Here is a 24,768-nt window from a genome sequence, read left to right as displayed (position 1 = left end):
TCCCCCTCCCCCCACCCCCCCGGCGGGGGGGGGGGGCGGCCCCCCCCCCCCCCCCCCGCGACCGCGACTATTCGCACAGGGGGCTTCTGAAGGCGGCCCGAGAGGTGGCTGACGACTGGAATCTCGAACCCGGCGACGAGGTGGCGGTCCGCGCTTCGCTCGCCGACCCCGGAACCGTGGTCGCGGGCGTCCTCGCGCCCCTGCTCGCGGGCGCGGCGATGCTGCTTCCCGACGAGGGCGCGACCGGAGATTTCGCGGTCGCGGTCGGAGATGCGCCCGAAAAGACGGTCGTTCGGCCGAGCGAAGTCGTTTGAGCGATTTCCTGGGATGCCAAAATCACAGAAGGCTTACTACTCCAGCAAGGAGAGAAACGTGAAATGGCCGACTCGACGTTCTTCAAGGGTCTCGCAATCTGGTTCGCGGGCCTCGCACTCTTCGGACTCGTCGTCTTCGGCGTAGCCGGTGTCACGTTTCTGAGCGACGACAGGTCGCACTCGGCGATGGACGACCTCCACATCTCGAACAACGACAACGAAACCCACCGAATACACGTCGAAGTTACGTCGGCGAACGGTTCGAACGTGACGGTCTCGGAGACGGTTCGCGTCGAACCCGACGAGCGAATCTCGTGGGAGAACGCGACGGCGTACGGTCACTACTACCGACTCGTCGTGACCGTCGGCGACCGCGAGCCCGAGTCGTTCAACGTGGAGGGACCGGACGACCTGTGTACGACGGAAATATGGATAGAATCGAACGGGACGGTCGAAACCGGAATGCTGTGCGCCTGAGTTCGGTTACTGGGCGTCTTCCAAGTCCGCTAACGCGGCGGGGTTCTCGATGCTGCTCATGTCGCCCAAATCCTCGCCGGTGTAGGTCGCTTCGATGGCCCGCCGGATGATTTTGCCCGACTGGGTCTTGGGGAACTCGGAGACGAACAGGATTTCGCGGGGTCGGAACGGCTTGCCGAGTTCCGCGCCGACCTGCTCGCGGAGTTCCTCGCGGAGGTCGTCGTCCGCGTCGTAGTCGCCTTCGAGGATGACGTACGCGACCACGGCCTGTCCGGTGGTGTCGTCGGGCACGCCGACCGCGGCGGCCTGATTGACTGCCGAGTGGTCGATGAGCGCGCCCTCGACTTCGGCGGGACCGACCTTCCGCCCGGCCACGTTGATGGCGTCGTCAGCCCGGCCGTGGAGGAACCAGAAGCCGTCCTCGTCCTTCTGCGCCCAGTCGCCGTGGTCCCACAGCGGCGGGTCCTCGAACGACGACCAGTACTCGGCGAGGTATCGCTGGTCGTCCTGCCAGAGGCCCTTCGTCATCGACGGCGCGGAGTCCCGTGCGACGAGGAAGCCCCGTTCGTGAGTGTCGGCGATGGACTCGCCCTGCGAGTCCACGATGTCGATGTCCATCCCGAGTCCCGGCCCGCCGAGCGTACAGGGCTTGAGCGACTGGATGGGCATCGGCATCAGGAAACAGCCGCAGATTTCGGTACCGCCCGAGATGTTGATGATTGGGGCTTCGCTCCCGCCGACGTTCTCGTAGAACCACTGCCAGCTCTCGGGGTCCCACGGTTCGCCGGTCGAACCGAGCAGTCGGACGGTCGAGAGGTCGTGGCCCTCCAGCCACTCGTCGCCGTACTTCCGGAGCGCGCGAATCGCGGTCGGCGAGATACCGAACGTCGAGATGGCGTGGCGGTCTATCATCGACCAGAAGCGGTCCGGGTCGGGGTAGTCGGGCGCACCCTCGTACATGAAGACGGTGCCGCCGAACGCGTGGTTGCCGATGAGCGTCCACGGTCCCATCATCCACCCGATGTCGCTCACCCAGAAGAAGCGGTCGCTCGGCTTGTGGTCGAAGCCGAAGTAAATCTCCTTCGCGCACTGGACTAACTGCCCGGCGTGGGTCTGGACCGTGCCCTTCGGCTTGCCGGTGGTGCCGGAGGTGTACAGAATCATCGACTCGTCGCGCGAGTCCATCGCCACGGTGTCGTACTCGTCGGACTGGGTCTCGACCGCCTCGGCCCACCACTCGTCGCGGTCGTCGTGCCAAGAGATGTCTTCCTCGCTACTGCCGAATCTATCGTAGACGACGGTGTGTTCGACGTAGCCCGCCTGCTCGATGGCCTCGTCGGCGGTATCCTTGAGATACACCTCGCTCCCCCGGCGGTAGAAGCCGTCTGCCGTAAAGAGGACCGAGCACTCGGGGTCCTCGATGCGGGTCGCGGTCGCCTCGACGCCGAAGCCAGAAAAGATGGGGACGACGATGGCTCCGACCTTGAACGCGCCGTAGAGGATGGAGATGACTTCGGGGACCATCGGCATGTAGAGGCCGACCGCGTCGCCCTTCCCGACGCCCCGTTCTTCGAGCGCGTTGGCGACCATGTTCGACTCGCGGCGGAGTTCGTGGAACGTAATCTCCCGAACCTCGCCGTCCTCGCCCTCCCAGATGCACGCCTCCTTGTTTCGGGTCTCACTGTCGGGCCGGGCGTGGCGGTCCACCACGTTGTGCGCGATGTTGAGTTCGCCGCCGGGGTACCACTCCGAGAACTGGGGTCCCTCGCTATCGTCGCGGACCTCGTCGTAGTCCTCGTAGAAGTCGATGTCGAGGTAGTCGATTATCTCGTCCCAGAACCACTCCACGTCGCCGGTCGTCCGCTCGATGAGTTCGTCGTAGTCGTCGATGCCGTGCTCCTGCATGAACCGATACACGTTCGTCGATTCCACGAACTCCTCGCCGGGTTCGTGAACCACCTCGTCTACGTCTTCGAGTGTATCCATGATAGCTCCGTGTGGCAGAAATTGAGGGGGTGAGACAAGTAATTTGCTCACCAGTGGTCCTGTCCATTGTCCGGTACTCAGGCGGTGTCCAGTTCTCACCGGGCGTCCGATACTCGGCCGGTGTCCGGTACCGGTCCGCGTCCACCCCAAGGAGGAGAGAAGCCACCGATTTTTCCCGGCGGGGTTCGTACGTCCACTCGATGTCTCCCGCGCCGGAGTACGAGTCGTTCGCCGCCGTCACCCTGCTGGTCCTCGGCCTGCTCATCCTCTTGGCCCGCGCCTCGCAGGCGATGTTCGCCGATGCCGAGGGCGAGAGCGGCGAGAGCAGACCAGCGACGGACGCCGAAGCCGACGGGGCAATTCCTGCCACGGGTGCCGCCCGCGTCGAGCGCCGCGCAAGCGGGGTCGGGCGCGCCGTCGATACCGGCCGGGAAGGCGAGGCTCCCGACGACGAGTCCGAGACCCCGTGGCGCGACGACGAAACGCCGTGGGGCGAAAACGCCGCCGAGGAGGACGCCGACCCGGCGAGCGGCCCGTCGCTGGAGTCGATGACCACCGGGGCGTTGCTGGCGAACGTCGCGGTGAGTCAGGGCTTCTTCGGCGTGATACTCGTGGGCGCGGCGCTCTTCGGCTCGATTCCGCTCGCGGACCTCGGCGTGGCGGTCGGCGACCCGTGGAACGCGGGTCTCCCGGCGGTCGCGGTCGGTTCGGTCCTCGGGGTCGCGCTCTACGTCGCTAACGAACTGAGTACCGAGGTCCTCGAGGCGACCGGCATCGAGTACTCCGAGGGCCTCCGCGAGGAGCTCGCGCCCGACACGCTCTCGGGGTGGGCGATTCTGCTCGGGGTCGTCCTCCCGACGATTGCGGTGTTCGAGGAGCTTCTGTTTCGGGCGGCGCTCGTCGGCGTGTTCGCCGCGGGATTCGGTCTCTCGCCGTGGCTGTTGGCCGGACTCTCGACCGTCGCGTTCGCGGTCGGTCATGGCGCGCAGGGGCCCGGCGGCGTGGTGGTGACCGGGATGCTCGGGTTCGTGCTGGCCGCGGCGTTCGTCCTCACGGGGAGTCTGCTGGTCGTGGTCGTCGCCCACTACCTCGTGAACGCGCTGGAGTTCGGGGTTCACGAGGGCCTCGAAATCGAGTGGGCGTGAGTGCCGACGCGTCTGCTCGGCGACCGAACGTTTTTGCGACCCGACACGAAACGTACGAGCGAATGCAATCGACACCCGAGTCACGGGACGCGACGACCGAATCCACCGACGCGTTCTTCGGCCTCCTCGCGGGTCTGTACGTCGCGGCGCTGGTCGTTCCCGCGGTCACGCTCGGTCTCGCGGTCGGCGTCACGACCGACGCCGCCGCGCTGTTTTTCGCCGTGCTCGGAACGACGGTCGGGGTCACGGCCGCGGTCGGGTGGGTCGCGCGCGACGAGTCGCTCGCGGTTCGACTCGGCTCGACCCGGTGGGTGTGGCTCGCCCCCATCGTCGGGTTCGGCTTCGGGGCCGCGCTCATGTTCGGTTCCATCGGGGGCGGAGTCGGGTCGTCAGCCTCGGTCGGCGTGGCAATGCTCGGGATGCTCGCGGGCGCGGCCGTCGGCACGGGCCTCGCGGTCGCGGCACAGAACCGACACGTGAAGGCCGTCCTCGCCGACGCCGAGGAGTCGGCCCGGTTCCGCGCCCGTGGGCCGGAACGCGACCGCCGAATCACGAATTGGGCTGTCGTCGTTCTGATGGGCGGGGGGATGATTGGTCTCCTCGTCTCGTTCGCCACCGAGTACGGCTCCCTGCAGTGGTTGTTCAATCTCCTCGTACCCTTGGGCGCGGGCCTGATAGGTGCGACCACCGAGCGGACGTTCGCGGTGACCGACGCCGGACTGCTGGTCGCGATGCCCGTTCACAAGCGAATCGTGTCGTGGTCGGCGTTCGACTCGTACTCGGTGACCGACGACGCACTGGTACTCCACCGCGCGGGGTGGTCGGCGCGAGGCTTGCGCGACGTTCGCCGCGACCTCGACGAAATTGAGGATTTGGACGGCGTGACCGCAGCGCTCGACGAGCATCTGCCGCGGCGATAGCGCGCCGGAGCGAGGCGCGAGCGCCTCGCTCCGGTGCGTTTCGGTCAGTATCGTTCGAACGAGGCGGGCGTTTCGAGCCGAAAGCTGTTTTCGAGCCACACGAACAGAGCGCAGCGCGCGAAGCGCGCGCACCAGTTTTTGTACCGCGAGCGTCAGCGAGCGGCCTTTTTGGTCCAGATTTTTGCGCCGAGCGGTGGCCGAAGACCGCGAACGGAGTTCGCGGTCTTCGAGAACCCGAGGCGGAAAAAGGTGGGTTATAGTGAGTTCTTGATTTTCTCGAAGAAGCCCTGCTCGACGTTGACTTCCTCGCCGCCCGCCTCCGCGAACTGTTCGAGCGCCTCGCGCTGTTCGTCGTTCAGGCTCTCGGGCGTGACCACCTGCACCTGCACGTAGAGGTCCCCGTGGCCGCGCCGCCGGAGACGAGGCATCCCCTTGCCCTTGAGGCGGAACTGCTCGCCGCTCTGGGTTCCGGCGGGCACGTCCATCTCGACCGAGCCATCGACGGTCGGAACTTCCACGGTGTCGCCGAACGTCGCCTGCGGGAACGAGATGGCGTGCTGGTGGTGGAGGTCGTCGCCGTCGCGCTCGAAGTCTGGGTGGTCCTCGACTTCGACCTCGATGAGGAGGTCGCCGTTCGGGCCGCCGTTGGGTCCGGGCGCGCCCTCGCGCTCCATCTGGAGCGTCTGGCCGGTCTGAATGCCAGCGGGTACCTCGACCGAGAGGGTCGCCTCGCGCTGGACCACGCCGTCGCCGCCGCAGTCGTCGCACGTCTCGGAGTAGATTTCGCCCTCGCCGCCGCATCTCCGGCAGGTCTGAGTCTGCTGGACTCGGCCGAGGGGCGTCTGCTGGACCTGGGTGACCTGCCCGCGACCGTTGCACTCCCGGCAGGTGTTCGAGTCGGTTCCCGGCGGGTGGCCGTCGCCGTCGCAGGTGTCACACCGCTCGGGTCGTCTGATGCTGACCTGCTTCTGGACGCCCTCGTAGGCGTCTTCGAGGTCGACGGTGAGGTGGGTTCGGAGGTCGTTGCCCTTCTGCGGGCGGTTCGACTGGCCGCGACCGCCGCCGCCGAAGAACTGCTCGAAGATGTCGCCCATGCCGCCCTGTCCGCCCATCCCGCCGAAGGGACCTTGGCCGCCCATGCCGCCCGCGCCGCCGGGGCCGCCGTCGAAACCGCCGCGCTTTTCGGTCTGCTCGAAGCGGTCGTGGCCCATCTGGTCGTAGGCCTGACGCTTCTGGTCGTCGGTCAGGACTTCCTTGGCCTTCTGTATCTTCTTGAACTTCTCCTCGGCGTCGGGGTCGTCGCTTACGTCGGGGTGGTACTCGGTCGCCTTGTCGCGGTAGGCCGATTTTATCTCGTCCTCGTCGGCGTCCCTGCTCACGCCGAGTACGTCGTAGAAGTCCTCGCTCATTCGTTGTCAGTCGGTAAACGACGGAGTTACTTCAAGGGTGCGTTGCGACGACGGGCCGAACTACTGGTCGTCCTCGTCGTCCTCTACGTCTTCGAAGTCGGCGTCCACGTACTCCTCGTCGCCCGCGCCGTTGCCGCCGGGTCCGGCCTGGCCGCCCATGCCGCCCGGTCCGGCACCCGCCGCGCCGCCGGGGCCTGCACCGCCCGGTCCAGCGCCCGCGCCGCCCGCACCGGCTTGGGCCTGCTGTTGGTACATCTGCTTGCCGATTTCCTGAAGCGCCTGACTCAGGCTCTCGGTGGCGTCTTCGAGTTCCTCGGTGGTGGCGTCCTCGTCTTCGAGGACTGCCTGCACGTCCTCGATTTCGGCGTCGATTTCGGCCTCGAGGTCGTCGTCGACGTTCTCCTCGTTCTCTTCGAGCAGGGTCTCGGCGCGCTGGACCGCGCTCTCGGCCTCGTTTCTGGCCTCGATGCGCTCGCGGCGCTTCTCGTCCTCCTCGCGGTGTTTCTCGGCTTCCTCCTGCATCTCCTCGATTTGGTCGTCCGAGAGACCTGCGCCGCCCTCGATGGTGATTTCCTCGGAGTTGCCCGAGCCTTGGTCCTCGGCGGTCACGTTGACGATGCCGTTCTCGTCGATGTTGAAGCCGACCTCGATTTGGGGCGTTCCGGCGGGTGCGGGCGGGATGCCCGTCAGTTGGAATTCGCCGAGGAGCTCGTTCTCGTTGGCGATTTCGCGCTCGCCCTGGAAGACGCGAACCTGCACGGAGGTCTGATTGTCCGCGGCCGTGGTGAACACCTTGCTCTCCTCGGTCGGAATCGTGGTGTTCTTGTCGATGAGTCGCTCGAACAGGCCGCCCTTGACCTCGATACCGAGCGAGAGCGGCGTCACGTCGAGCAGTACGATGTCGTCCACGTCGCCCGAGAGGACGCCGCCCTGAATCGCCGCGCCCAGCGCGACGGCCTCGTCGGGGTTGACGTTCTTCTTCGGCTCCTGACCGGTGAGTTCCTCGACCTTCTCGCCGACCTGTGGCATCCGGGTCGAACCGCCGACGAGAATGACCTCGTCGATGTCGTTCTCGTCGTAGCCCGCGTCCGAGAGCGCCTGCTGGGTCGGTTCGACCGTGCGGTCGATGAGGTCCGAAGTCAGCGACTCGAACTTCGCGCGGGTGATACTGTCTTCGAGGTGGACCGGACCTGAGTCGGTCGCCGTGATGAACGGGAGATTGACGTCGGCCTCCTTCCGCGAGGAGAGTTCGATTTTGGCCTCCTCGGCCGCGTCCTTCAGGCGCTGGAGCGCCTGACGGTCCTCTCGGAGGTCGATGCCGTGGTCGTTCTCGAACTCCTCAGCGAGGTAGTCGATGATGGCCTCGTCCCAGTCGTCGCCCCCGAGGTCGTTGTCACCGTTGGTGGCGACGACCTCGTAGACACCGCCGCCCAAATCGAGGATGGACACGTCGAAGGTGCCGCCCCCGAGGTCGTAGACGAGAACCGTCTGGTCGGATTCGTCGTCGAGACCGTACGCCATCGACGCCGCGGTCGGCTCGTTGACGATGCGCTCGACGTCGAAGCCAGCGATTTCTCCGGCGTCCTTCGTGGCCTGGCGCTGTTTGTCGTTGAAGTACGCGGGGACCGTGATGACCGCCTTCTCCACGTCGTCGCCGAGGTACTCCTCGGCGTCGCGCTTGATTTTCTGGAGTATCATCGCCGAAATCTGCTCGGGCGTGTACTCCTCGCCCTCGATTTCGACGGTGTAGTCGTCCTCGCCCATGTGGCGCTTGATGGACTGAAGCGTGCGCTCGGGGTTCTGGACGGCTTGGTTCTTCGCGGGCTTGCCGATGAGACGCTCGCCGTCGTCGGAGAATGCGACGACCGAGGGCGTGGTGCGGTCGCCCTCGCCGTTGACGATAATCTCCGGGTCGCCGCCCTCCATGACCGCGAACGCGCTGTTCGTGGTTCCGAGGTCGATTCCCAGAATCTTGTTACTCGCCATCTTGTTCGAACGTTGCGCGTTCTGACCTTTAAGCCTTGCTAGTCTCGGCGTTTCGCTTCGCAGAGAGGGGTGGCCGCCCGCTTGCGGTTTTCCAGATCCGGTTCGACACAGGATACCATACTTATATATCCGACCGCAATTCGACTTTTCGCTGGGTGAAGGTCGCGACACCCTCTCGCCACCCGGCCCGCGAGTCGAGGACCACGAGTCGAGGGCGACCGACACGTCCGCGCCGGAGAGCGATTCGCACTGCGATACGGCCTCTATTTCGCGTTTGCTCCGATTTCTAAAAAGAACTCGGAACATATTTATCGAAGATGCCAAATATTCTTGGTATGACGCTGTTCGTTCCGTTCGACGGGTCGGACCTATCGGAAGCAGCGCTCCTTCGTGCGGCCGAGTTCGCGACCGTATTCGACGAAGACGTACTCGCGGTGAGCGTGATTCCGAGCGGGAACACCGACTACGCGAGAGAGCGCGGATGGATTGGGCCGAACGAGGCACTCGACATGGAGTCGCTCGTGACGGACCTCCACGAGGGTGTGACGAGTCTGTGCCCGAAAGCCGAATTCCAGTACGAAATTGTGGACCGGTACGCGCCGTCGGGAACCATCGCGAAGCGCGTCCGGAACATCGCGAAGAACGAAGACGCCCGGATGGTGTTCGTCGGGAGCGACAACGCCGGACACTTCGTTTCGTCGATGGCGACCGTCGGCCAGAGTATCGCGACCGACGGGGCGTACGACGTGGTCATCGTTCGACATCGAAGCCCCACCAAAGTCTCCGAGCGCAGAGGTCCGTCTCCGCACGGACAGCAGACTCCCCAGAGCTATCCGTCGGAGTGACGCTACTCGCCGCCGTCGCTGACGGTGACCTGCGCGGCCCGCAGGACTTTCTCGCCCATCTCGTACCCCGGTTGGTACACGTCCGCGACGGTGCCCTCGGGTTGGTCGCTCTCGACTCGCATCATCACCTCGTGGCGCTGGGGGTCGGTCTCGGTGCCGGGTTCGGGGTCGATTTCCGAGACGTCCTCGTCGGCGAACACCCGGTCTAGCTCTTTGAGCGTCATTTCGACGCCCTCCCGAATGCTCTCGACGTCGTCGTGGTCCGAGTCGAGCGCGCGCACGAGGTTATCCCGAACGTCGAGCAGGCGCTCGACGAGGTCCTCGGTCGCGCGAGCCTCCATCTGTTCTTGGCGCTTTTTCGCGCGCTTCTTGTAGTTCTGGAAGTCGGCCCGGTTGCGCTTGAGTTTGGACTCTAACTCCTCCGCGCGCTCGCGGGCGTCCGCCGCGCTCGCGGCCTCGGCTTCGAGGTCCGCGAGGTGGGCTTCGAGGTCGTCGGCGAGCGAGTCGTCTTCGAGCGCGACCTTGGCGACGAGCGAGGTGCTCTTCGGGCCGAGGGCGTCGTCGGTTTCGACAGCCGATTCAGTCCCGGCGTCAGCGTCGTCGGCCGCCGGTTCGGCGTCCGCTCGAACCTGCTCGGTGGCTTCCTCGTCGGTCATACTTGGTAGGAGTGGTTGGGCGTGTTTAAGCATTCAGAAACAGGTCACTCGTCGCGGCCCCGCCGCTCGAACGCCGTCGTCACTTCGTCGCTAACACCCAACTCCGCCAGTTCCTCGTCAACGTCCACGTCCGCGAACTTCTCGGCCCCGACGGGCGTCCGCTTGAGCGTCGTGACGTGGTAGAGGTACGAGAGACGCAACAACCACGTCGCGTGCTCCACGTCCTCGTCGCCCTCGACGTAGAGCGTGGTCCACCCCGATTCGGGGACGACGTGGTGCTCGCCGGTCTTGCCCTCCGAGATGAGTTGGTCCCGGAGGCGCTTTGTGAACGGCACGTCAACGATTCCCCACCGATGAACGTGGCCCACCTCCCGCGGCCCGAGGGTGAACTCCCGGCCCTCGAACCGGTGTTCGTTGGTGTTGACGTGCGGCCACGCCGCGACCTCCTCGATGATTCGGTCCACGAGTCTCGCGGTCCGGCGTCGGTCTTGGTCCCCCATGGTCCTTGGTCGGGGTAGGCCGTCCGGAAACTTAACCGACGTGCCCGACTGCGTGGAGTCGTCTTCGTGGCTCGGATTGTGCTGGTAGAGACATCGAGAGCTGTTTTCTCGCGGTTCTTTTGGACCGGTTCAGAACGAGATACCCTCGAAACGCGTTACGTGGTCTGAGCCGTGAGATCTACCTCGAAGAACGCCTCGAAAGCCCCCGCCCGGTCGCGGTCGCTCTGTGGGATATTCGCGCCTTTCCGCACCGCGTCGGCGCGAATAGTTGCCCGCAGAGACGACCAAGCGTTGCGCGACCGGACGGCCCCTTTCAGTCCCACCCGGGGTTGGCGTCACCGGCCGATTTCCTGTAGAGGGTGTCACCGGGTGTTTCTCGGTGGAAAGCGTCACCGCCTGAGTTCCGATAGAAAGCGTCACCGGCCGATTCGCGGTGGGTCGGCCGGACCGGCCGACCCACCGCACTCGCCCGACGCTCACGGTAGCAGTCCGTTTATGTCCTGCCGGGACCGACGGGGAGGTAAGCCGTGCCCGACACGACGCTCGCGTTCGAAGGCGGAACCCTCCGGGTCGAGACCGACCGCGACCTGCCCTACACCGAGGCAGACGCTCGGTCGAAGACCCGACGAGCGCCCGCGTTCAGGTACGCCGCGCTCCGCGAGCATCTGGACGAGGAGGGAGTCCGATACGAGGATTCGGTCCTCGACGCGCCCGACCTCCCGGGAGTCGCGTCGAGTTACGAACTCCGGGCGTATCAGCGAGACGCGCTCTCGGCGTGGGAGGACGCGAACCGGCAGGGGGTCCTCGAACTCCCGACAGGGAGCGGCAAGACCGTCATCGGACTGAAAGCCATCGAGAGTCTTCAGACCGCGACGCTCGTCGTCGTTCCGACGATAGACCTGCTGGAGCAGTGGCGGGCCGAACTCGAATCCGAGTTCGGCATTCCGGTCGGCCAGATGGGCGGCGGCGAGCAGACCGTCGAACCCCTCACCGTCTCGACGTACGACTCGGCATACCTCCGGGCCGACGAACTCGGCGACCGATTCGGTCTCGTCATCTTCGACGAGGTCCACCACCTCGGCGGCGAGGGGTACCGCGACATCGCGCGTCTGCTCGCGGCCCCTGCCCGAATGGGCCTGACCGCGACGTTCGAGCGCCCGGACGGCGCACACGAGGTGGTCGCCGACCTCGTGGGCGAGAAGGCGTACGCCATCGCTCCCGAGGAATTGGCGGGCGAGCACCTCGCGCCCTACGACATCAAGCGCCTCGAAGTCGAACTCACGGCCGACGAGCGCGAGCGCTACGACGCCGAAAATCAGGTGTTCATCGACTACCTCGCGCGCTCGAACATCAGTATGCAGAGCGGGAGCGACTATCAGGAGTTGGTCAAGCGGTCGGGGTCCGACCCGAAGGCGCGCGAAGCCCTCCTCGCCAAACAGCGCGCTCGCGAGGTCATGATGAACAGTGACGCCAAAGTCGAGACGCTCGAAGCGATTCTCGACGACCACCGCGACGACCGAATCATCGTCTTCACCGCGCACAACGACCTCGTGTATCGGCTCTCGGAGCGGTTCCTGCTCCCCGCGCTCACCCATCAGACCCCGACCGCCGAGCGCCGCGAGATTCTGGAGCGATTCCGCGACGGAACCTACTCCCGAATCGTGACCTCGAACGTGCTGGACGAGGGCGTGGACGTGCCCGACGCGAACGTGGCGGTCGTTCTCTCGGGAAGCGGGAGCGAACGCGAGTTCACTCAGCGACTCGGCCGGATTCTCCGTCCGAAAAGCGACGACCGGGCCGCCCTGCTGTACGAGGTCGTGAGCGCCGAAACAGCCGAGGAACGAGTCGCCGAGCGCCGTCGGTAGTTCGACTCAGCCACCGTCACCGGTAGCTCCGGTCAGGTTCGGAGGTCGAGGCTGATGCTCCCCTGGTCTCGGAACCGCTCGTAGTCGAACGGGAACTTGAGGTCGTACGTCTCGGACCCGCCGGGAGCCACGGTCACTTCCTGACTCTCTCGCGTGATGTCCTCGCCCGCTTCGACCTCGACGTACAGCGTCCCCGACCCCTCGGCGTCGCCGTCGTTTTCGACGGTGACGGTGACGACTAATTCGCCCGAATCGTCCGCGCCGTGGTCGAACCCCTCGACGGCGAGGTTCGCTTCCCCGCCGTCGTCGGCGTCGCCGCCCCCGGTACAGCCAGCGAGGGCACCCAGTCCGCCGACCGTCACGACCCCGACACATTTCCGCAGGGTGTCACGTCTGCGCATAGGTCTCCGTCCCAGTCCACCGGAATGAGTCTTCTGCTTCCGACCGCTTTTGTAGGCTCCGCCCCGAGAACCGGGTATGCTGACCAAGGACCTGTTGCGGGTCTCGCGCGCCGGGGGCGGCTACCATCCGCAGTTCGCCGACCGGAGCCACCGCCCGCTCGCGGCGCGGGTCCTCGGCACCTTTCAGGGTCACGTCGGCGAATCCAAGGAGACGCTCGACGCCGCGCTCCGGGAGTTGGAACCCGAAGCCGACCACTTCAAGCTGGTCCGGGGGTTCGCCAAGCTTCTCGAACGCGAGGCCGTCTTCGAGACTCGCGCGCCCGTCGAACCCGAGCGCGCTCGAAAGGCGGCCTTCGAGGAGGCCCAAGCGGTGGGCGTCGTCGCCGAAGCCGAGCGCGCCGAGGCGCTCGCCCGCGCGGGCGAGCGCCTCGGCGTCGATTCGGAGGCGGTCGCCGACGCGCTGTACGCCGATTTGGACGAGCGCCAGATTCTCGCAGAGTTCGATTCGCGGTGGAGTCCCGACGACCTCCTCGCCCAGTACAATCTGTCACTCGCGATGACCGCCCTCTTCGACGCGACCGAGGTTCGGATTCGAACGTCGGACCCCAAGGCGCTCGTCTCGGCAGTTAAGCGACTTCGGCTGATGTACGAGATTCGCAAGACGGACGACCGCGGTAGGCGCGGCGTCTCCGACCGAGAGGTCGTCGTTACCGGACCCGACGCCCTCTTTCGCTCGACCCGGCGGTACGGCACCAGATTCGCGCGACTCCTCCGAACGGTGGTGAAAGCCGACGAATGGACGCTCTCGGCGACTATCGACGACTACGGCACCGAGCGCACGCTCTCGCTGTCCGACGACGACCCCGTGGTCGCGCCGGGGACCGAACCGGTCGCGACGGTGACCTTCGACAGCGGCGTCGAAGCCGACTTCGCCGCCCGGTTCGGGTCGCTCGACCTCGACTGGGACCTCGTGCGCGAACCCGAACCCCTCGAAACGGGTGCGCGGGTCATGATTCCCGACTTCGCGTTCGATTATCGGCACGCCGACTTCCGCGTCTTCTTCGAAGTGATGGGATTCTGGACGCCCGAGTACGTCGCAAAGAAGCTCTCGCAGCTCGAAACCGTCGAGGACGTCGAGATGGTGGTCGCGGTGGACGAGAGCCTCGGCGTCGGCGAGAAGATTGCGGCCCGCGACCACCGCGCGGTTCCGTACTCCGGGACGATTCGACTCAAGGACGTTCGCGACGCCCTCCGGCGCTACGAGGACGAACTGGTCGCCGAGAGTGCGGCGGGGCTTCCGGACGAAATCGCGCCGGAAGCCGGCGCGATTTCGCTCGAATCGCTCGCGGGCGAGTACGGCGTGAGCGAGGACGCCGTCGAGAACGCGACGTTTCCCGACCACGAGCGCGTGGGCCGGACCTTAGTCCGGCCCGAAGTGCTGGACGACCTCCGGGGCGAAATCGAGGCAGGGATGGCATTTTCGGAAGCCGAGGAGACGCTGGCCGAGTGGGGTGTCGAGGACGCGAGCGCGGTGCTGGCAAAACTCGGCTACGCGGTCGACTGGGAGGGACTGACTGGCGGGACGGTTCGGGAGAAGGATTAGAGGTCGCGCTGTCGCCCCTTCGGCACCGGACTCTGCAACTCTCCGTGGACGAACAGGCCGACGCCGAGGGGTTCGGCCTCGCCCGCGAGTTCGTGCGTCGCGACCAGATATCCCCAGTCGCCGTCCCAGTCGAGTTCTTGGGTCTCGCCGCGGGCAAAGGTGCGGGCCTGCTCGCGGGTGAGTTCGACGACGTTCTTACTCGCCCGGCGACCGAATCGCTGGACCGCGTTCGTGGTCGGCTTCCAGTGTTCCTGACGGGTCCGGAGGAACGCCATCCCGAGCGCCTCGATTCGAATCGGGGAGCCGAGGTCGCCACGGAGAATCCAAATCTTCCCTTTTCCTTTCTCCCAGAAGCTGTACCCCTCGAACGTCTCGGGCGGGATTCCGAACCGCTGGTCCCACCACTCCACGACCTCCTGTCTGCTGGCCCGGCCCTCGACCTCCCGGTCGGCGGGCGTCTCGGGCAGGCGGTCGAACCGCTGACCGTCGTTCGTCGGCGTCTCGTGGCTCATGCTTCGACCTCCAGTTTCGCGCAGAAGAACCCGCCCGTGTCGTTGTGGTGGGGGTAGAATCGTTTGGCCTTCGCCAGACTCTCGTCGTACTCGTCGCCGTCCCACTCGGTGACGCCGGGCCGCGAATCGAGACCCACGTCGAATTCCACGAGTCGGCAGTCCTCGGCGGCGAGCGCGTGGTCCACTACGGCCTCGTTCTCCTCGGGCGCGAAGGTGCAGGTCGAGTAGACGACCGTGCCGCCCTCGCGGGTGGCCTGTATCGCGCGTCGGAGGATGCCCTTCTGGACGCCCGCCACGCTCCGGACGTGGCTCATGGTCCACTCGTCGAGCGTGGTCGGGTTCTTCCGAATCGTCCCCTCACACGAGCAGGGCACGTCCACGAGCGCCCGGTCGAACGCCGGGAAATCGAACGGTTTGAGCGAGAAGTTCCGGGCGTCCTGATTCGTGACCGCGGTGTTCGTCACGCCGAGTCGCTCGGTGTTGAATCGCAGAGCCGACAGCCGACCGAGATTGTTGTCGTTCGCCACGACGAGCCCCTCGTCGTCCATCAGCGCCGCGAGTTGGGTGGTCTTGCTCCCCGGCGCGGCGCAGGCGTCCCAGACCTTTTCGCCGGGTTCGGGGTCGAGAATCTCGGTGGGAATCGCCGACACTTCCTCCTGACCGTGAATCCAGCCGTGGAACGACGCCCACGTGCTTCCCGGATTCGTGGTGTCCAGTTCCAGTACGGTGTCCGACCACTCGCGGTCCGTCCACCCGACGCCCTGCTCGTCCAGCGCCCGCTTCGCGCGCTCGACGGTCGCCTTGATGGTGTTGACCCGGACGACCGACGGGAGCGAGCGCCCGCAGGCGTCGAGGAAGGCGTCGAAGTCCTCGATGAGGGGTTCGTACCGCTCCAGTGTCTCCATTGACGGGAGATTCGGGCGAGCCGCGTTTGTGGGTTTCGGAAGTCGGCCGCAGGCGTTACCCGTTCGGCCGCCGACGTTCGTTTCATGGACAACGACATGGACTGGGAGGAGGCCGCACGCATGGAACTCGGACCAGACACGCTCCACGAGAGCCAGGGGAGCCACTACCTCGACTGCCCGGAGTGCGGGTCCCCGGCGACCATCGAGAACGTCGTCCAGCACGGCCGGTGTAACGGCTACCTCGACGAGCAGGTCGAAGGCGTCGATTTCGACGTGGAGAAAATCTCCTGTACCGCGAGGCTTCGACTCGAACTCGCGTACACGTCCGACTCCGAGGCCGAGGAGTAGCCGAATCGCCGCAACGTAATTGTTTTATATTTGTCGTGTGTCGGCGCGCATATGAGCGCACGGCGCGGACGCGACGGACCGAGCGACCGGACGATTGTTCGAGTGTTGCTGTTCGTCGCAATCGTCGCCGTGCCGGGTACCGGGGTGTTCGGCGGTGACGCCCTCCACGAATCGGCCGCGGCGATTCGGACCGGAACCACGCCCTACGCACCTCTCATCGCAGGCGGCGTAGTCGTCGTCGGAGCGGTGCTGGCGGTCCGAGCCGGGTGGTCGCTCCGGGGCGGCGCGAACGGAGTCGAGACGGGTATTCCGGACGAAGGAGTCACCTGTCGAGTCTGCGGTCGGGAACTCGGCCGCCGTCGGAACAGGTGCCCGCACTGCGAGACCCGCGAACCAATCAACGAGCGGTGACCGACCGTTCGAGACGCATCGGCGAGCGACGAACCTCCCGAGACGCCGCCCCCGGTCTTTATGCGCTCGCTGATACAATATCGGGTATGGCGCGCGTCACCGTACACGCAGACGACGTGGAGTTGGACCGACCGACGATGGTCGAGGGACTGCCGGGCGTCGGACTGGTCGGCAAACTCGCGGCCGACCAGTTGGTCGAGGTGTTCGACATGACCTACTACGCGAGCCTCGACTGCGACGGTCTCCCCCAGATTTCGGTGTACGAGGGTGGGAGCCGCGACGTCCGGCCCCCGGTTCGGCTCTACGCCGACGCCGAGCGCGACCTGCTCGTCCTCCAGAGCGACGTGCCGGTGTCGGCGTCGGCGGCGTCGGACTTCGCGGCCTGCGTCACCGAGTGGCTCGCCGACAACGACGCCACGCCGATTTACATGAGCGGGCTTCCCCACCAGAAGGAAGCCGACCAGATTCCGTCGCTCTACGGGGTCGCCACCGGGACCGGAGGCGAGCGACTCGACGAACAGGGCATCGACGCGCCGAGCGAGCGCGGGGCGATTAGCGGTCCTACAGGTGCGCTCCTCTACGAGGCCAGCGCCCGCGGCGTCGACGCCGTGGGGCTGGTCGTCCAGAGCGACCCGCAGTTCCCCGACCCAGAGGCCGCGCGAATCCTCATCGAACACGGAGTCGCGCCGCTGACCGGCGCCGAAGTGAACACGACCGACCTCGTGGAGCGCGCAGAGGACATCAGCGAGCAGAAAGAGCAGTTGGCCCAGCGCATGCAGGAGGCCGAACCCGACGAGAGTTCGCAGGCCCAGCCGCTTCGGATGTTCCAGTAGCGTCCGGATATTCCAGTAGCGGGCCGTTGCTCGCGGCGTCGGCTTCGCCGCGAGAGCCTACGCGTCCGCGATTCGAAATTCGGGGTCGGCCACCGACTCGCTCTTGCAGTCGGGGCACCGCGACGGCCGGTTCGCGGGGTCGTCGAATCGGTCGAAGCCGCAGTCGCGACACTCCGGCGGCGCGACCAGCAGTTGGTCGTCGGCGTCCGACAGCGACCGGGCGACGTGTCGGACGTGTTCGACCGCGGTTCCCGGCGTCACGTCGAACTCGGCGGCAAGCGCGGCCGGGGAGGCGGCGGTGTCTCGGAGGTGGTCGGCGATGCGCTCGCGGGTGGTTTCGTCGGCCTCGCGCATAGTGATGAGTCGCTTTTCGTCGGACATAACCCTTTCTCACCGGCGAACTTTTACGTGTGGGTGAGAATAGCAATCACCACCCGTGAAGACGGACGATTCTCAGGCCGCCTTCGGCGTCGAGTCCGACGCCGAAGGCGGCTCTAACGCCGACTCCGACACAGGTCCCAGCCCCGATTCCGGCCTCGACACCGAGGCGCTCCGGCGGCAGGTCCAACAGCTCACCGCCATCATCGAGAGCAGTACGGACGCCATCATGGTCAAGGACCGCGAGGGTCGCTACCAGTTCGTCAACGAAGCGACCGCCGAGTACCTCGGCCGGGACAAGGAGGCGGTCGTCGGCGAGACCGACGAGGAACTGTTCGGCGAGGAGACGGGAGCCGAGATTCGCCGACGCGAGCGCGCGGTCCGGGAGACCGAGCGGACTCACACGTGCGAGGAGACGCTCGAAGTCGCCGACGGCGAGCGCGTGTTCGAATCGACTCGGACGCCGTACTACGCGCCCGACGGCGACCTCGCAGGGACAGTCACCGTCTGTCGGGACGTGACCGACCGAAAGGTGCGCGAGCGAACGCTCGAATCCCAGCGCGACGAACTCGCCACGGTGAATCGAATCAACGAGGTCGCCCGCGAGGTCATCCGCGAACTCATCGCCGAGCCGAACCGCGAGGAGATAGAGCAGGCGGTCTGCGACCGCCTCGTGGGGTCGGAGCTGTATCAGGTGGCGTGGGTCGGCCATCCCGACTCGTCGGCGACCGAACAACGGTACGCCATCGGCTCGGAACTCTCAGGAGACCTCCGGAAGACCATCTCGATTGCCGACCCGAGTTCGGAGAGCGACGAACCCGTTCCGAGGGCGTACCACACCGGCGAGACGGTGGTCGTTCCGAACGCCGCGGCCGACGATTCGCTCCCCGAGGAGCGCCGGACGGCGCTCCTCGACTCCGGACTCCGGTCGGGTATCGCGGTCCCCATCCAGTACGGCAACGCCACCTACGGCGTCCTCGCGGTCGGGTCCGACCGGTGTTCGGCGTTCAGCGAGCGCGAGACCGACGCGTTCGAACTCCTCGGCGAGGTCATCGGCTTCGCCATCAACGCGGTCAAACACCGCCAGCTTGCGCTCTCCGATACGATAACCGAGTTGGAGTTTCGACTGGCGGACTCCAACTCGTTCTACATCGCGGCGTCCGAGGAGTTAGGGTGTCCCTCCCGGCTCGAAGGCGTGGCGGTGGGACCGGACGGAAGTCTCCTGCGTTACGATTCGGTGTCGGACGCGGACGCGCAATCGGTCCTCGACTTCGCGGCCGAGTGGGACGCTGTCGAGGACGTTCGGGTCGTGAGCGAACACTGCGACCGAGCGCTCATCGAGTTCGCGTTGTCGGGGTCGTCGGTCGTTCTCACCCTCTCGGAGTACGGCGCGAACACCGTCGAGGCGGTCGCTTCGAACGGTGAGGGCCGAATCGTGGCGGAACTCCCGACGGACGCCGACGTGCGAGAAGTGGTGGAACACGTCCAGTCGGTGTTTCCGGGGGTCGAACTCGCGGCCAAGCACGAGCGCGAGCGCGAGGTCCAGACGGCCCACGAGTTCCGACAGGAACTGACCGACCGCCTCACCGACGCCCAGCGGACCGCGCTCCGGGCGTCGTACTTCTCGGGCTACTACGAGTGGCCCCGCGACAGCACCGCCGAGGAAATCGCCGAGTCGCTCGACATCGCGTCTCCGACCCTCCACGAGCATCTCCGCGCGGCCCAGCGCGAGCTCCTGACCACGTTCTTCGACCGCGACCGAAATCGTCCCTAGGTGTTTAGGGTCACTGTTCTTTGCCGTGGGTTCGGAACTACGTATCGACGGGGCGCAACGATGAGCGAGGAACAAGCACCGACGGACGGACGAGGGGGAACGCACGGGGGAGACGGGACAGCGGCCGACGAAGCGGTGACGCTCGCCGACGACTATTCGATGACGGCAACCGAACTCGACGCGCTGTTCGAGTGTCTCGCCAGCCGTCAGCGCCGACTCGTTCTCACGCACCTCGTGGAGACCGACGACGGCATCGCGACGTTTTCGAACCTCATCCGCCACGTCCTCGGCGAGGGCACACGCGACGAGGACCGCGAGCGACTGGCGGTGCGACTCCACCACGTCCACCTTCCGAAACTCGACGACCACGGCTTCGTCGAGTACGACGCCCGAAGCGAGACGGTTCGGTACCGAGGCGGCCCGGCCGTCACCGAGTGGATACGGTCCATCCGCCAGTAGCTTCGGCGCGTCGGAAAACGGTGGGTCGTATGCCGGACAACGGTGGAGTCGCGTGCCGGGCGACGTGGGGTCGCATGCCCGACAGCGATGGGCCGCATGCCGAGTGAGGGGACACTCGAAACGCGGGGCACTCGGCCGTTCGAAATCGGTAAATGAAAAAGGACTTACCGCGGGGGGTCGATTCCCGTGGCATGAAAGCCGTCGTTCTTGCGGGCGGGTACGCGACGCGGCTCTGGCCGATAACCAAACATCGCCCGAAGATGTTCCTCCCGGTCGGCGACTCGACCGTCATCGACCAGATTTTCGCCGAGTTGGAGGCCGACGACCGAATCGACGAGGTGTTCGTCTCGACCAACGAGCGGTTCGCCGAGGACTTCCGCGACCACCTCGCCGCGAGCGAGTTCGACAAGCCCACGCTCACCGTCGAGGACACCACCGAGGAAGACGAGAAGTTCGGCGTGGTGGGTGCGCTGGCCCAACTGTTCGACCGCGAGAACGTCACCGACGACACGCTCGTCATCGCGGGCGACAATCTCATCAGCTTCGGCGTCAGCGACTTCATCGACTTCTTCGAAACGAAGGACTCGCCGACGCTCGCGGCCTACGACGTGGGGTCTCGGGAACGCGCCAAATCCTACGGACTGGTCGAACTCGACGATGACGAGGTCGTGGACTTCCAAGAGAAGCCCGACGACCCCAAGAGCACGCTGGTCTCCATCGCGTGCTACGCCTACACCGCCGAGACGATTCCCCTGCTCGACGAGTACCTCGAAAGCGGCAACAACCCCGACGAACCCGGCTGGTTCGTCCAGTGGCTCCAGTCGCGCGAGTCGGTGTACGCCTACACATTCGACGAGGCGTGGTTCGACATCGGCACGCCCGAGAGCTATCTGGAGGCGGTCGGGTGGAAACTCGACGGCGAGAACCGCATCGCAGACGACGCCACGGTCGAGAACACCACCGTCGGCGAGAACGTCCACGTCATGCCCGGGGCGGAGTTGGTGAACTCCAGCGTCAACAACTCCATCGTCTTCCCGCACGCGACCATCCGGGACTGCGACATCCGCGACTCCATCATCGACGAGAAGACGCACGTCGAAAATATGGACCTCGCGGGCGCGCTCATCGGCGCGCACACCCAGATTCTGAACGGCGAGTGACGACTCAGTACGACTGGTCGAGATACTCGCCCGCCGACCACCCGGTCGAGACGCCGTCGTCGTAGTCCACCCGCCACCAGGTGTAGCCGTCGCTCTCGACCGGGCCGTCGAGAACGGTTCCGCCGGTTCCCTCGGGTGCGGTGTCGATGTGCTCGTTCGACGTTCCGGGACCGTCTCGGACCCAGAGGTCGGCGTTCGTGACCGCCGGGTGGTCGGCGTCGAACGCGGCGGCTTCCAGCGCGTTCGCGGCCGACCAGCCGTCCGAAATCCCGTCGTCGTACGAGATTCGGTACCACGCGTAGCCGTCGCTCTCGACCGGACCGTCGAGGACGGTCCCCGTCGTACCTTCGGGCGCGGTGTCGATGTGTTCGCTCGACGTGCCGGGACCGTCTCGGACCCAGTGGTCGCCGGTCGTGACCGTGTGGTCCTGCAGCCGGAACTTCGTGTTCGAGTAGTCGCCGTGCATCTCGTCGTGCATTCGGGCGATGAGGGTGTTGGTCGAGTCTTGGGAGAGTTCCCAGCACATGACGCCGCCAAAGCCGTTGTCGGTGACGAAGCGGCACTTGTTCGAAATCGAGGCCTCGTCGTCGTAGGCGACGAAGGTCTCGTCGGCCGCGGAGTACACCCACGGCACCTTCGCGTCGTGGTGCCAGTGGTACTCGTAGTCCGACTGGGGTTCGATGTTCTGGCTGATGTCCGCGTACGTCGCGGAGGTCGAGGAGTCGAACGAATTGAACAGGCCCTCGTTGGTGTCGGCGACGCCCGAGTACGACCGGCCGTAGAACGGCAGGCCCATCACGAGCTTGTCGTTCGAAATCGGCTTGTCGGCCCAGTGGTTCATCGAGTGGCTGGCGTTGAAGTCCTCCCGACCGTTGGGGTCCTCCGGCGGGGAGTCGAACGGCGCGTTGAAGTTGGTCTCGGAACTCCAGTCGCCGTGGTAGTCGTACGTCATCACGTTGACGTGGTCGAGGTAGTCGCTGATGGTTTCCACCTCGTAGGCGTCGTCGGCGATGTTGGCGTTGGGTGAGGCCGCGATGGTCAGGTGGGTCCACGAGCCGAATCGGTCGTCGAGTTCGTTGCGAATCTCCTCCAGCAGGAGCGTGAAGTTCTCGGGGTCGGACTCGCGGGTCGTCCCGTCCGGGAACTCCCAGTCGATGTCGAGACCGTCGAAGCCGTACGTCTCCACGTGGTCCACCGCAGTCCGGGCGAATCGCTTGCGGTTCTCCTCGGTGGCCGCCGCGTCGGAGAACTCCTGTGGGTACCACCCGCCGCTGATGGCGAGCTGAAACACCGTTTCCTCGTCGTCGTAATCGGCCAGTTCTTGAAGCAGGTCGTCGTCGTCGGGGTCGCTCAGGACGACGGTCCCGTCGGATTCGGGTTCGAGGAAGGCGAAGTTGAAGTGCGTGAGCTGGTCGAACGGTACGTCCTCGGGACCGTAGTCGCTCGCCCACGAGGGGTAGTAGCCCACGACCCGATTCGGGTACTCGCCGTGGGCCTGCGCTCCGAACGACCCGAAGGCTCCGACGGCCGCCAGCGCGCCAGTTCCCTTGAGGAACGTCCGTCTCGACGCGCCCGTTCGTCTCGATGCGTCTGTCGGTCGGTCCGATGCGTTCGCTCGCGGCGTCGAAAGTGTGTCACCCGACGTTTGCTCGTCGTTATCTGACATGGGTGCGGTTACCAAGGATAGCAGGCTAAATAAAATTCTTACCTATGATACTAGAGTTGATTTATAGATTCCCGAATAATCTATATCTCGCGGTGAATTTGACCTATTCGACCAATCGAGCGTCTTCGACGCGAATCGTTCCCCGCGACCCGTCCCACTCGGTACCGTATTCCAATTCGATGGCACGGTCCATGTGCGGCCCGTCGGTCACGAGCGTCTCGAACTCCCCGCCCTCGCCGAGAATGTGGACGCCGTGGCTCTCGTTGAGCGCTTCGAGTTCAGCGAGCGCCTCGGCATCGAGGGTGCGGCCGAGCCACGACTCGTCGAGACCGTACGCCGCGACCCGGACGATGCTGATTTCGAAGCCCGCGTCGAGCATCGCGTCGGCGAGTTCCCGGGGGTCTTCCTGCCAGAGGGGCGCGAACAGGTCGGCGTCGAGTCGGTCGCACATCGCCTCGATGCGCGAGGTCTGGTACTCGCTCTCGACCGCGCCCGCGGTCACGCCCGCGAGGCCGCCAGGGAGGTCGGCGTCCACTTCTCCGAGCGCGGCTTCGAGCGGACGGAGTTCGGCGTCGCCCTGCGCGCCCGATTCGTCGGCCGACTCGGCCTCGAAGTCGTCGGGTTCGACCTCCACGAGTTCGATACCGACGCTCTCGGCCGCGAGGCCCGCGAGTTCGGTCGCCGGAACGTGGTACATATACGAGTCGCCTTCGGGGTGGACGGTGACGAGTCGGGCCACGTCGAGACCCGATTCGAGGGCGCGATACAGCGCCCACGACGAGTCCTTGCCGCCCGAAAAGAGGCTCACCCACCGGCCGGAGTGGTCGGTCATGCCCGCGAATCAGGGGGCGGCGGATAAATGCTCCGCGGTCTCGCTCGGGCGTTCGGCGTTGCTCCGAGGTTCGGCGTCGCCTCGGGAGTCCGTCCGCGCTTCGAACTCCGGTCACTCCGGGAGTTCGTCTTCGAACGTCGTGCCGGTGACGTACGACGAGAGCCGAACGCCGAGCAGGCTCACCACGACGCCAGCGACCACGAACACCGCGAGTCGCGTGCCGGGGAGCAGTTCCATGTTCTGCACCGAGAGATTGCCGACCTCGATTCGCGGAATCAGTATCGGGTCGAGATACCCCTCGCGCTGGAGGAAGTACGCCGAGAACCCCCGGACCACCAGTCCGACCGCGAGGACGCCGAACGGGAGGTTCAGGTAGGCGTTTCGGACCCGGTCGTTTCGGATGGCCTCGTCCAAAAGTCGGCCGGTCGAGGCCGCCATCGCGGCGGCCGCCAGCCACGGCACGCTCGCGAACGCGAACGCCATCGCGGGCATCAACACGCCCTCGACCGGGATGGACATCTCCGATACTTCGAGGGCCCCCGCGAACACTCCGACGAGCGCGAGACCGGCCGCGACCACGTAGGTCACGATAGAGACCCGCCCCGAGTAGAGCGCGTCCCTGACCTCGCCAGGGAGGTCGGCCACGTACTCGTCCACGCCGAGTCCCTTGTAGAGAACGAACAGTCCGATGACCGCCGTAATCGTCGAGACCGCGATGGCCTGCCCGAACGCCATCAGCAGGATTGGGAACGCGAGGAGCGCGACCCCGACCGGGACGAGGACGGTCTGACGCAGTTCCTCGTCGGCGAGGAACTGCTTGATGAGGTAGTAGGTGGATTCGATGTCGCGGGCCTGCCGGACCACCACGCGGTCCACCGCATCGACCTGCACTCGGCTCTCGATGATTGGGACCAGTCGCTCGTCCTGCGCGCTGTCGATGACCACTATCGCCGAGTCGGGGTCGTACTCCGCGATTAGCCGGTCGGTCTGGTCGGCGACCGCGCGGTCGCGGCCGACCATCGTGTCGGCCGCGCCCGAGATGACCGCGACGGTCACTTCCTCGTCGCCGTCGCGCAGGTCACGGGCCACGCGCAGGGATTCGAGCAGACAGTTGACGCTGGCGTCTTCGGGGTCGGCGAGTCCGACCTCGGTCACCAGCGACCGGACCGCCTCCCACCCCTCGACGGGGGTTTCGAGGCCCGTCTTGGTACCGATGTCGTCGTCCCTATCGACGCACACCACCAGCGTACTCATGTCGCGTATCCGAATCCAGACGGTCGGGGGTTAAAAACCCTCGTGCCACCCCGCTCCGTCACCGGATTAGCCGAGTCGTTGGGTCGCGCTTCGCCGCGAGACGGAGGTTCAACAATTACAGAAAATTTA

General features: G+C 65.9%; 25 protein-coding genes. 13 read left to right on the top strand and 12 right to left on the bottom strand.

Going from position 1 to position 24,768, the window contains the following annotated elements; all coding sequences use genetic code 11:
* Positions 1 to 104: 104 nt before the first annotated feature.
* A complete protein-coding gene (locus tag EKH81_RS11015) occupies positions 105 to 314 on the top strand; it encodes a hypothetical protein (protein WP_132057511.1) in 210 nt (69 codons plus the stop codon).
* A gap of 63 nt (positions 315 to 377) precedes the next feature.
* Positions 378 to 791 (top strand): Ig-like domain-containing protein, encoded by a 414-nt coding sequence (locus tag EKH81_RS11010; RefSeq protein ID WP_132057510.1) that lies wholly within the window; start codon positions 378 to 380, stop codon positions 789 to 791.
* A gap of 6 nt (positions 792 to 797) precedes the next feature.
* On the opposite strand, the gene EKH81_RS11005 is transcribed toward EKH81_RS11010, so the two are convergent.
* Positions 798 to 2,777 (bottom strand): AMP-binding protein, encoded by a 1,980-nt coding sequence (locus EKH81_RS11005; RefSeq protein WP_132057509.1) that lies wholly within the window; start codon positions 2,775 to 2,777, stop codon positions 798 to 800.
* 200 nt (positions 2,778 to 2,977) lie between these two features.
* On the opposite strand from EKH81_RS11005, the gene EKH81_RS11000 reads away from it, so the two are divergent.
* Together EKH81_RS11000 and EKH81_RS10995 are read left to right on the top strand one after the other, a co-directional pair.
* Positions 2,978 to 3,922 carry a CPBP family intramembrane glutamic endopeptidase gene (locus EKH81_RS11000; protein WP_132057508.1) on the top strand — a complete coding sequence of 315 codons (945 nt, stop codon included), beginning with the start codon at positions 2,978 to 2,980 and terminating at the stop codon, positions 3,920 to 3,922.
* Positions 3,923 to 3,984: 62 nt separating this feature from the next.
* Positions 3,985 to 4,842 carry a hypothetical protein gene (locus tag EKH81_RS10995; protein ID WP_132057507.1) on the top strand — a complete coding sequence of 286 codons (858 nt, stop codon included), beginning with the start codon at positions 3,985 to 3,987 and terminating at the stop codon, positions 4,840 to 4,842.
* A 254-nt stretch (positions 4,843 to 5,096) separates the two neighbouring features.
* Here EKH81_RS10995 and dnaJ read toward each other — a convergent pair whose 3' ends face one another.
* A complete protein-coding gene (dnaJ, locus tag EKH81_RS10990) occupies positions 5,097 to 6,251 on the bottom strand; it encodes a molecular chaperone DnaJ (protein WP_132057506.1) in 1,155 nt (384 codons plus the stop codon).
* Positions 6,252 to 6,311: 60 nt separating this feature from the next.
* Entirely contained in the window at positions 6,312 to 8,237 is a 1,926-nt protein-coding gene (dnaK, locus tag EKH81_RS10985; protein ID WP_132057505.1) for a molecular chaperone DnaK, read from the bottom strand.
* A 335-nt stretch (positions 8,238 to 8,572) separates the two neighbouring features.
* Here dnaK and EKH81_RS10980 point away from each other — a divergent pair, with 335 nt between their 5' ends.
* Entirely contained in the window at positions 8,573 to 9,082 is a 510-nt protein-coding gene (locus tag EKH81_RS10980; protein WP_132057504.1) for a universal stress protein, read from the top strand.
* Positions 9,083 to 9,084: 2 nt separating this feature from the next.
* Here the strand turns inward: EKH81_RS10980 and EKH81_RS10975 are convergent, their stop codons facing one another.
* Both EKH81_RS10975 and EKH81_RS10970 read right to left on the bottom strand, forming a co-directional pair.
* Positions 9,085 to 9,738 (bottom strand): nucleotide exchange factor GrpE, encoded by a 654-nt coding sequence (locus EKH81_RS10975; protein ID WP_132057503.1) that lies wholly within the window; start codon positions 9,736 to 9,738, stop codon positions 9,085 to 9,087.
* 44 nt (positions 9,739 to 9,782) lie between these two features.
* Entirely contained in the window at positions 9,783 to 10,238 is a 456-nt protein-coding gene (locus EKH81_RS10970; RefSeq protein WP_132057502.1) for a luciferase domain-containing protein, read from the bottom strand.
* Between the two features lie 527 nt (positions 10,239 to 10,765).
* Here EKH81_RS10970 and EKH81_RS10965 point away from each other — a divergent pair.
* Entirely contained in the window at positions 10,766 to 12,103 is a 1,338-nt protein-coding gene (locus EKH81_RS10965; RefSeq protein WP_132057501.1) for a DEAD/DEAH box helicase, read from the top strand.
* Positions 12,104 to 12,135: 32 nt separating this feature from the next.
* Here the strand turns inward: EKH81_RS10965 and EKH81_RS10960 are convergent, their stop codons facing one another.
* A complete protein-coding gene (locus tag EKH81_RS10960) occupies positions 12,136 to 12,504 on the bottom strand; it encodes a hypothetical protein (protein WP_132057500.1) in 369 nt (122 codons plus the stop codon).
* Between the two features lie 76 nt (positions 12,505 to 12,580).
* On the opposite strand from EKH81_RS10960, the gene EKH81_RS10955 reads away from it, so the two are divergent.
* Positions 12,581 to 14,107 carry a DUF790 family protein gene (locus tag EKH81_RS10955; protein ID WP_132057499.1) on the top strand — a complete coding sequence of 509 codons (1,527 nt, stop codon included), beginning with the start codon at positions 12,581 to 12,583 and terminating at the stop codon, positions 14,105 to 14,107.
* Here the strand turns inward: EKH81_RS10955 and EKH81_RS10950 are convergent.
* Both EKH81_RS10950 and EKH81_RS10945 read right to left on the bottom strand, forming a co-directional pair.
* Positions 14,104 to 14,619 carry a DUF7122 family protein gene (locus EKH81_RS10950; protein ID WP_132057498.1) on the bottom strand — a complete coding sequence of 172 codons (516 nt, stop codon included), beginning with the start codon at positions 14,617 to 14,619 and terminating at the stop codon, positions 14,104 to 14,106. The two genes, EKH81_RS10955 and EKH81_RS10950, sit on opposite strands and share 4 nt — an antisense overlap.
* Positions 14,616 to 15,524, bottom strand: a complete 909-nt coding sequence (locus EKH81_RS10945; RefSeq protein ID WP_132057497.1) for an RsmB/NOP family class I SAM-dependent RNA methyltransferase — start codon at positions 15,522 to 15,524, stop codon at positions 14,616 to 14,618. The genes EKH81_RS10950 and EKH81_RS10945 overlap by 4 nt, the downstream gene beginning before the upstream one ends.
* 84 nt (positions 15,525 to 15,608) lie before the next feature.
* Here EKH81_RS10945 and EKH81_RS10940 point away from each other — a divergent pair, with 84 nt between their 5' ends.
* The 3 genes from EKH81_RS10940 to EKH81_RS10930 all read left to right on the top strand — a co-directional run bounded on the left by EKH81_RS10940 (position 15,609) and on the right by EKH81_RS10930 (position 17,116).
* Positions 15,609 to 15,872 (top strand): hypothetical protein, encoded by a 264-nt coding sequence (locus EKH81_RS10940; protein WP_132057496.1) that lies wholly within the window; start codon positions 15,609 to 15,611, stop codon positions 15,870 to 15,872.
* Between the two features lie 51 nt (positions 15,873 to 15,923).
* A complete protein-coding gene (locus tag EKH81_RS10935) occupies positions 15,924 to 16,283 on the top strand; it encodes a hypothetical protein (protein WP_132057495.1) in 360 nt (119 codons plus the stop codon).
* Between the two features lie 86 nt (positions 16,284 to 16,369).
* Positions 16,370 to 17,116, top strand: a complete 747-nt coding sequence (locus EKH81_RS10930) for a proteasome assembly chaperone family protein (RefSeq protein ID WP_132057494.1) — start codon at positions 16,370 to 16,372, stop codon at positions 17,114 to 17,116.
* Between the two features lie 57 nt (positions 17,117 to 17,173).
* On the opposite strand, the gene EKH81_RS10925 is transcribed toward EKH81_RS10930, so the two are convergent.
* Positions 17,174 to 17,470: a transcriptional regulator gene (locus EKH81_RS10925; RefSeq protein ID WP_132057493.1), complete on the bottom strand. Its 297-nt coding sequence runs from the start codon at positions 17,468 to 17,470 to the stop codon at positions 17,174 to 17,176.
* 82 nt (positions 17,471 to 17,552) lie between these two features.
* Here EKH81_RS10925 and EKH81_RS10920 point away from each other — a divergent pair, with 82 nt between their 5' ends.
* The 3 genes from EKH81_RS10920 to EKH81_RS10910 all read left to right on the top strand — a co-directional run bounded on the left by EKH81_RS10920 (position 17,553) and on the right by EKH81_RS10910 (position 20,887).
* The gene (locus EKH81_RS10920; RefSeq protein WP_132057492.1) at positions 17,553 to 19,268 is read left to right on the top strand and encodes a bacterio-opsin activator domain-containing protein; all 1,716 of its coding nucleotides are present in this window, start codon (positions 17,553 to 17,555) and stop codon (positions 19,266 to 19,268) included.
* A gap of 60 nt (positions 19,269 to 19,328) precedes the next feature.
* Entirely contained in the window at positions 19,329 to 19,727 is a 399-nt protein-coding gene (locus tag EKH81_RS10915; protein ID WP_132057491.1) for a DUF7344 domain-containing protein, read from the top strand.
* 191 nt (positions 19,728 to 19,918) lie between these two features.
* A complete protein-coding gene (locus EKH81_RS10910) occupies positions 19,919 to 20,887 on the top strand; it encodes a nucleotidyltransferase family protein (protein WP_132057490.1) in 969 nt (322 codons plus the stop codon).
* Between the two features lie 4 nt (positions 20,888 to 20,891).
* Here the strand turns inward: EKH81_RS10910 and EKH81_RS10905 are convergent, their stop codons facing one another.
* The 3 genes from EKH81_RS10905 to EKH81_RS10895 form a co-directional block, all read right to left on the bottom strand.
* A complete protein-coding gene (locus EKH81_RS10905; protein WP_132057489.1) occupies positions 20,892 to 22,553 on the bottom strand; it encodes a glycosyl hydrolase family 18 protein in 1,662 nt (553 codons plus the stop codon).
* Between the two features lie 103 nt (positions 22,554 to 22,656).
* Positions 22,657 to 23,385 carry a diphthine--ammonia ligase gene (locus tag EKH81_RS10900; protein WP_132057488.1) on the bottom strand — a complete coding sequence of 243 codons (729 nt, stop codon included), beginning with the start codon at positions 23,383 to 23,385 and terminating at the stop codon, positions 22,657 to 22,659.
* A gap of 111 nt (positions 23,386 to 23,496) precedes the next feature.
* Positions 23,497 to 24,639, bottom strand: coding sequence for a DUF373 family protein (locus EKH81_RS10895; protein ID WP_132057487.1), 1,143 nt, complete (start codon positions 24,637 to 24,639; stop codon positions 23,497 to 23,499).
* Between the last annotated feature and the right edge of the window lie 129 nt (positions 24,640 to 24,768).

Origin of the sequence: Halorussus amylolyticus (genome assembly GCF_004143485.2) — an archaeon.
In the GTDB taxonomy this organism is placed as follows: Archaea; Halobacteriota; Halobacteria; order Halobacteriales; family Haladaptataceae; genus Halorussus; species Halorussus amylolyticus.
Note: the sequence above shows the minus strand (reverse complement) of the source record. Positions and strands in the feature narration are given on the sequence as shown.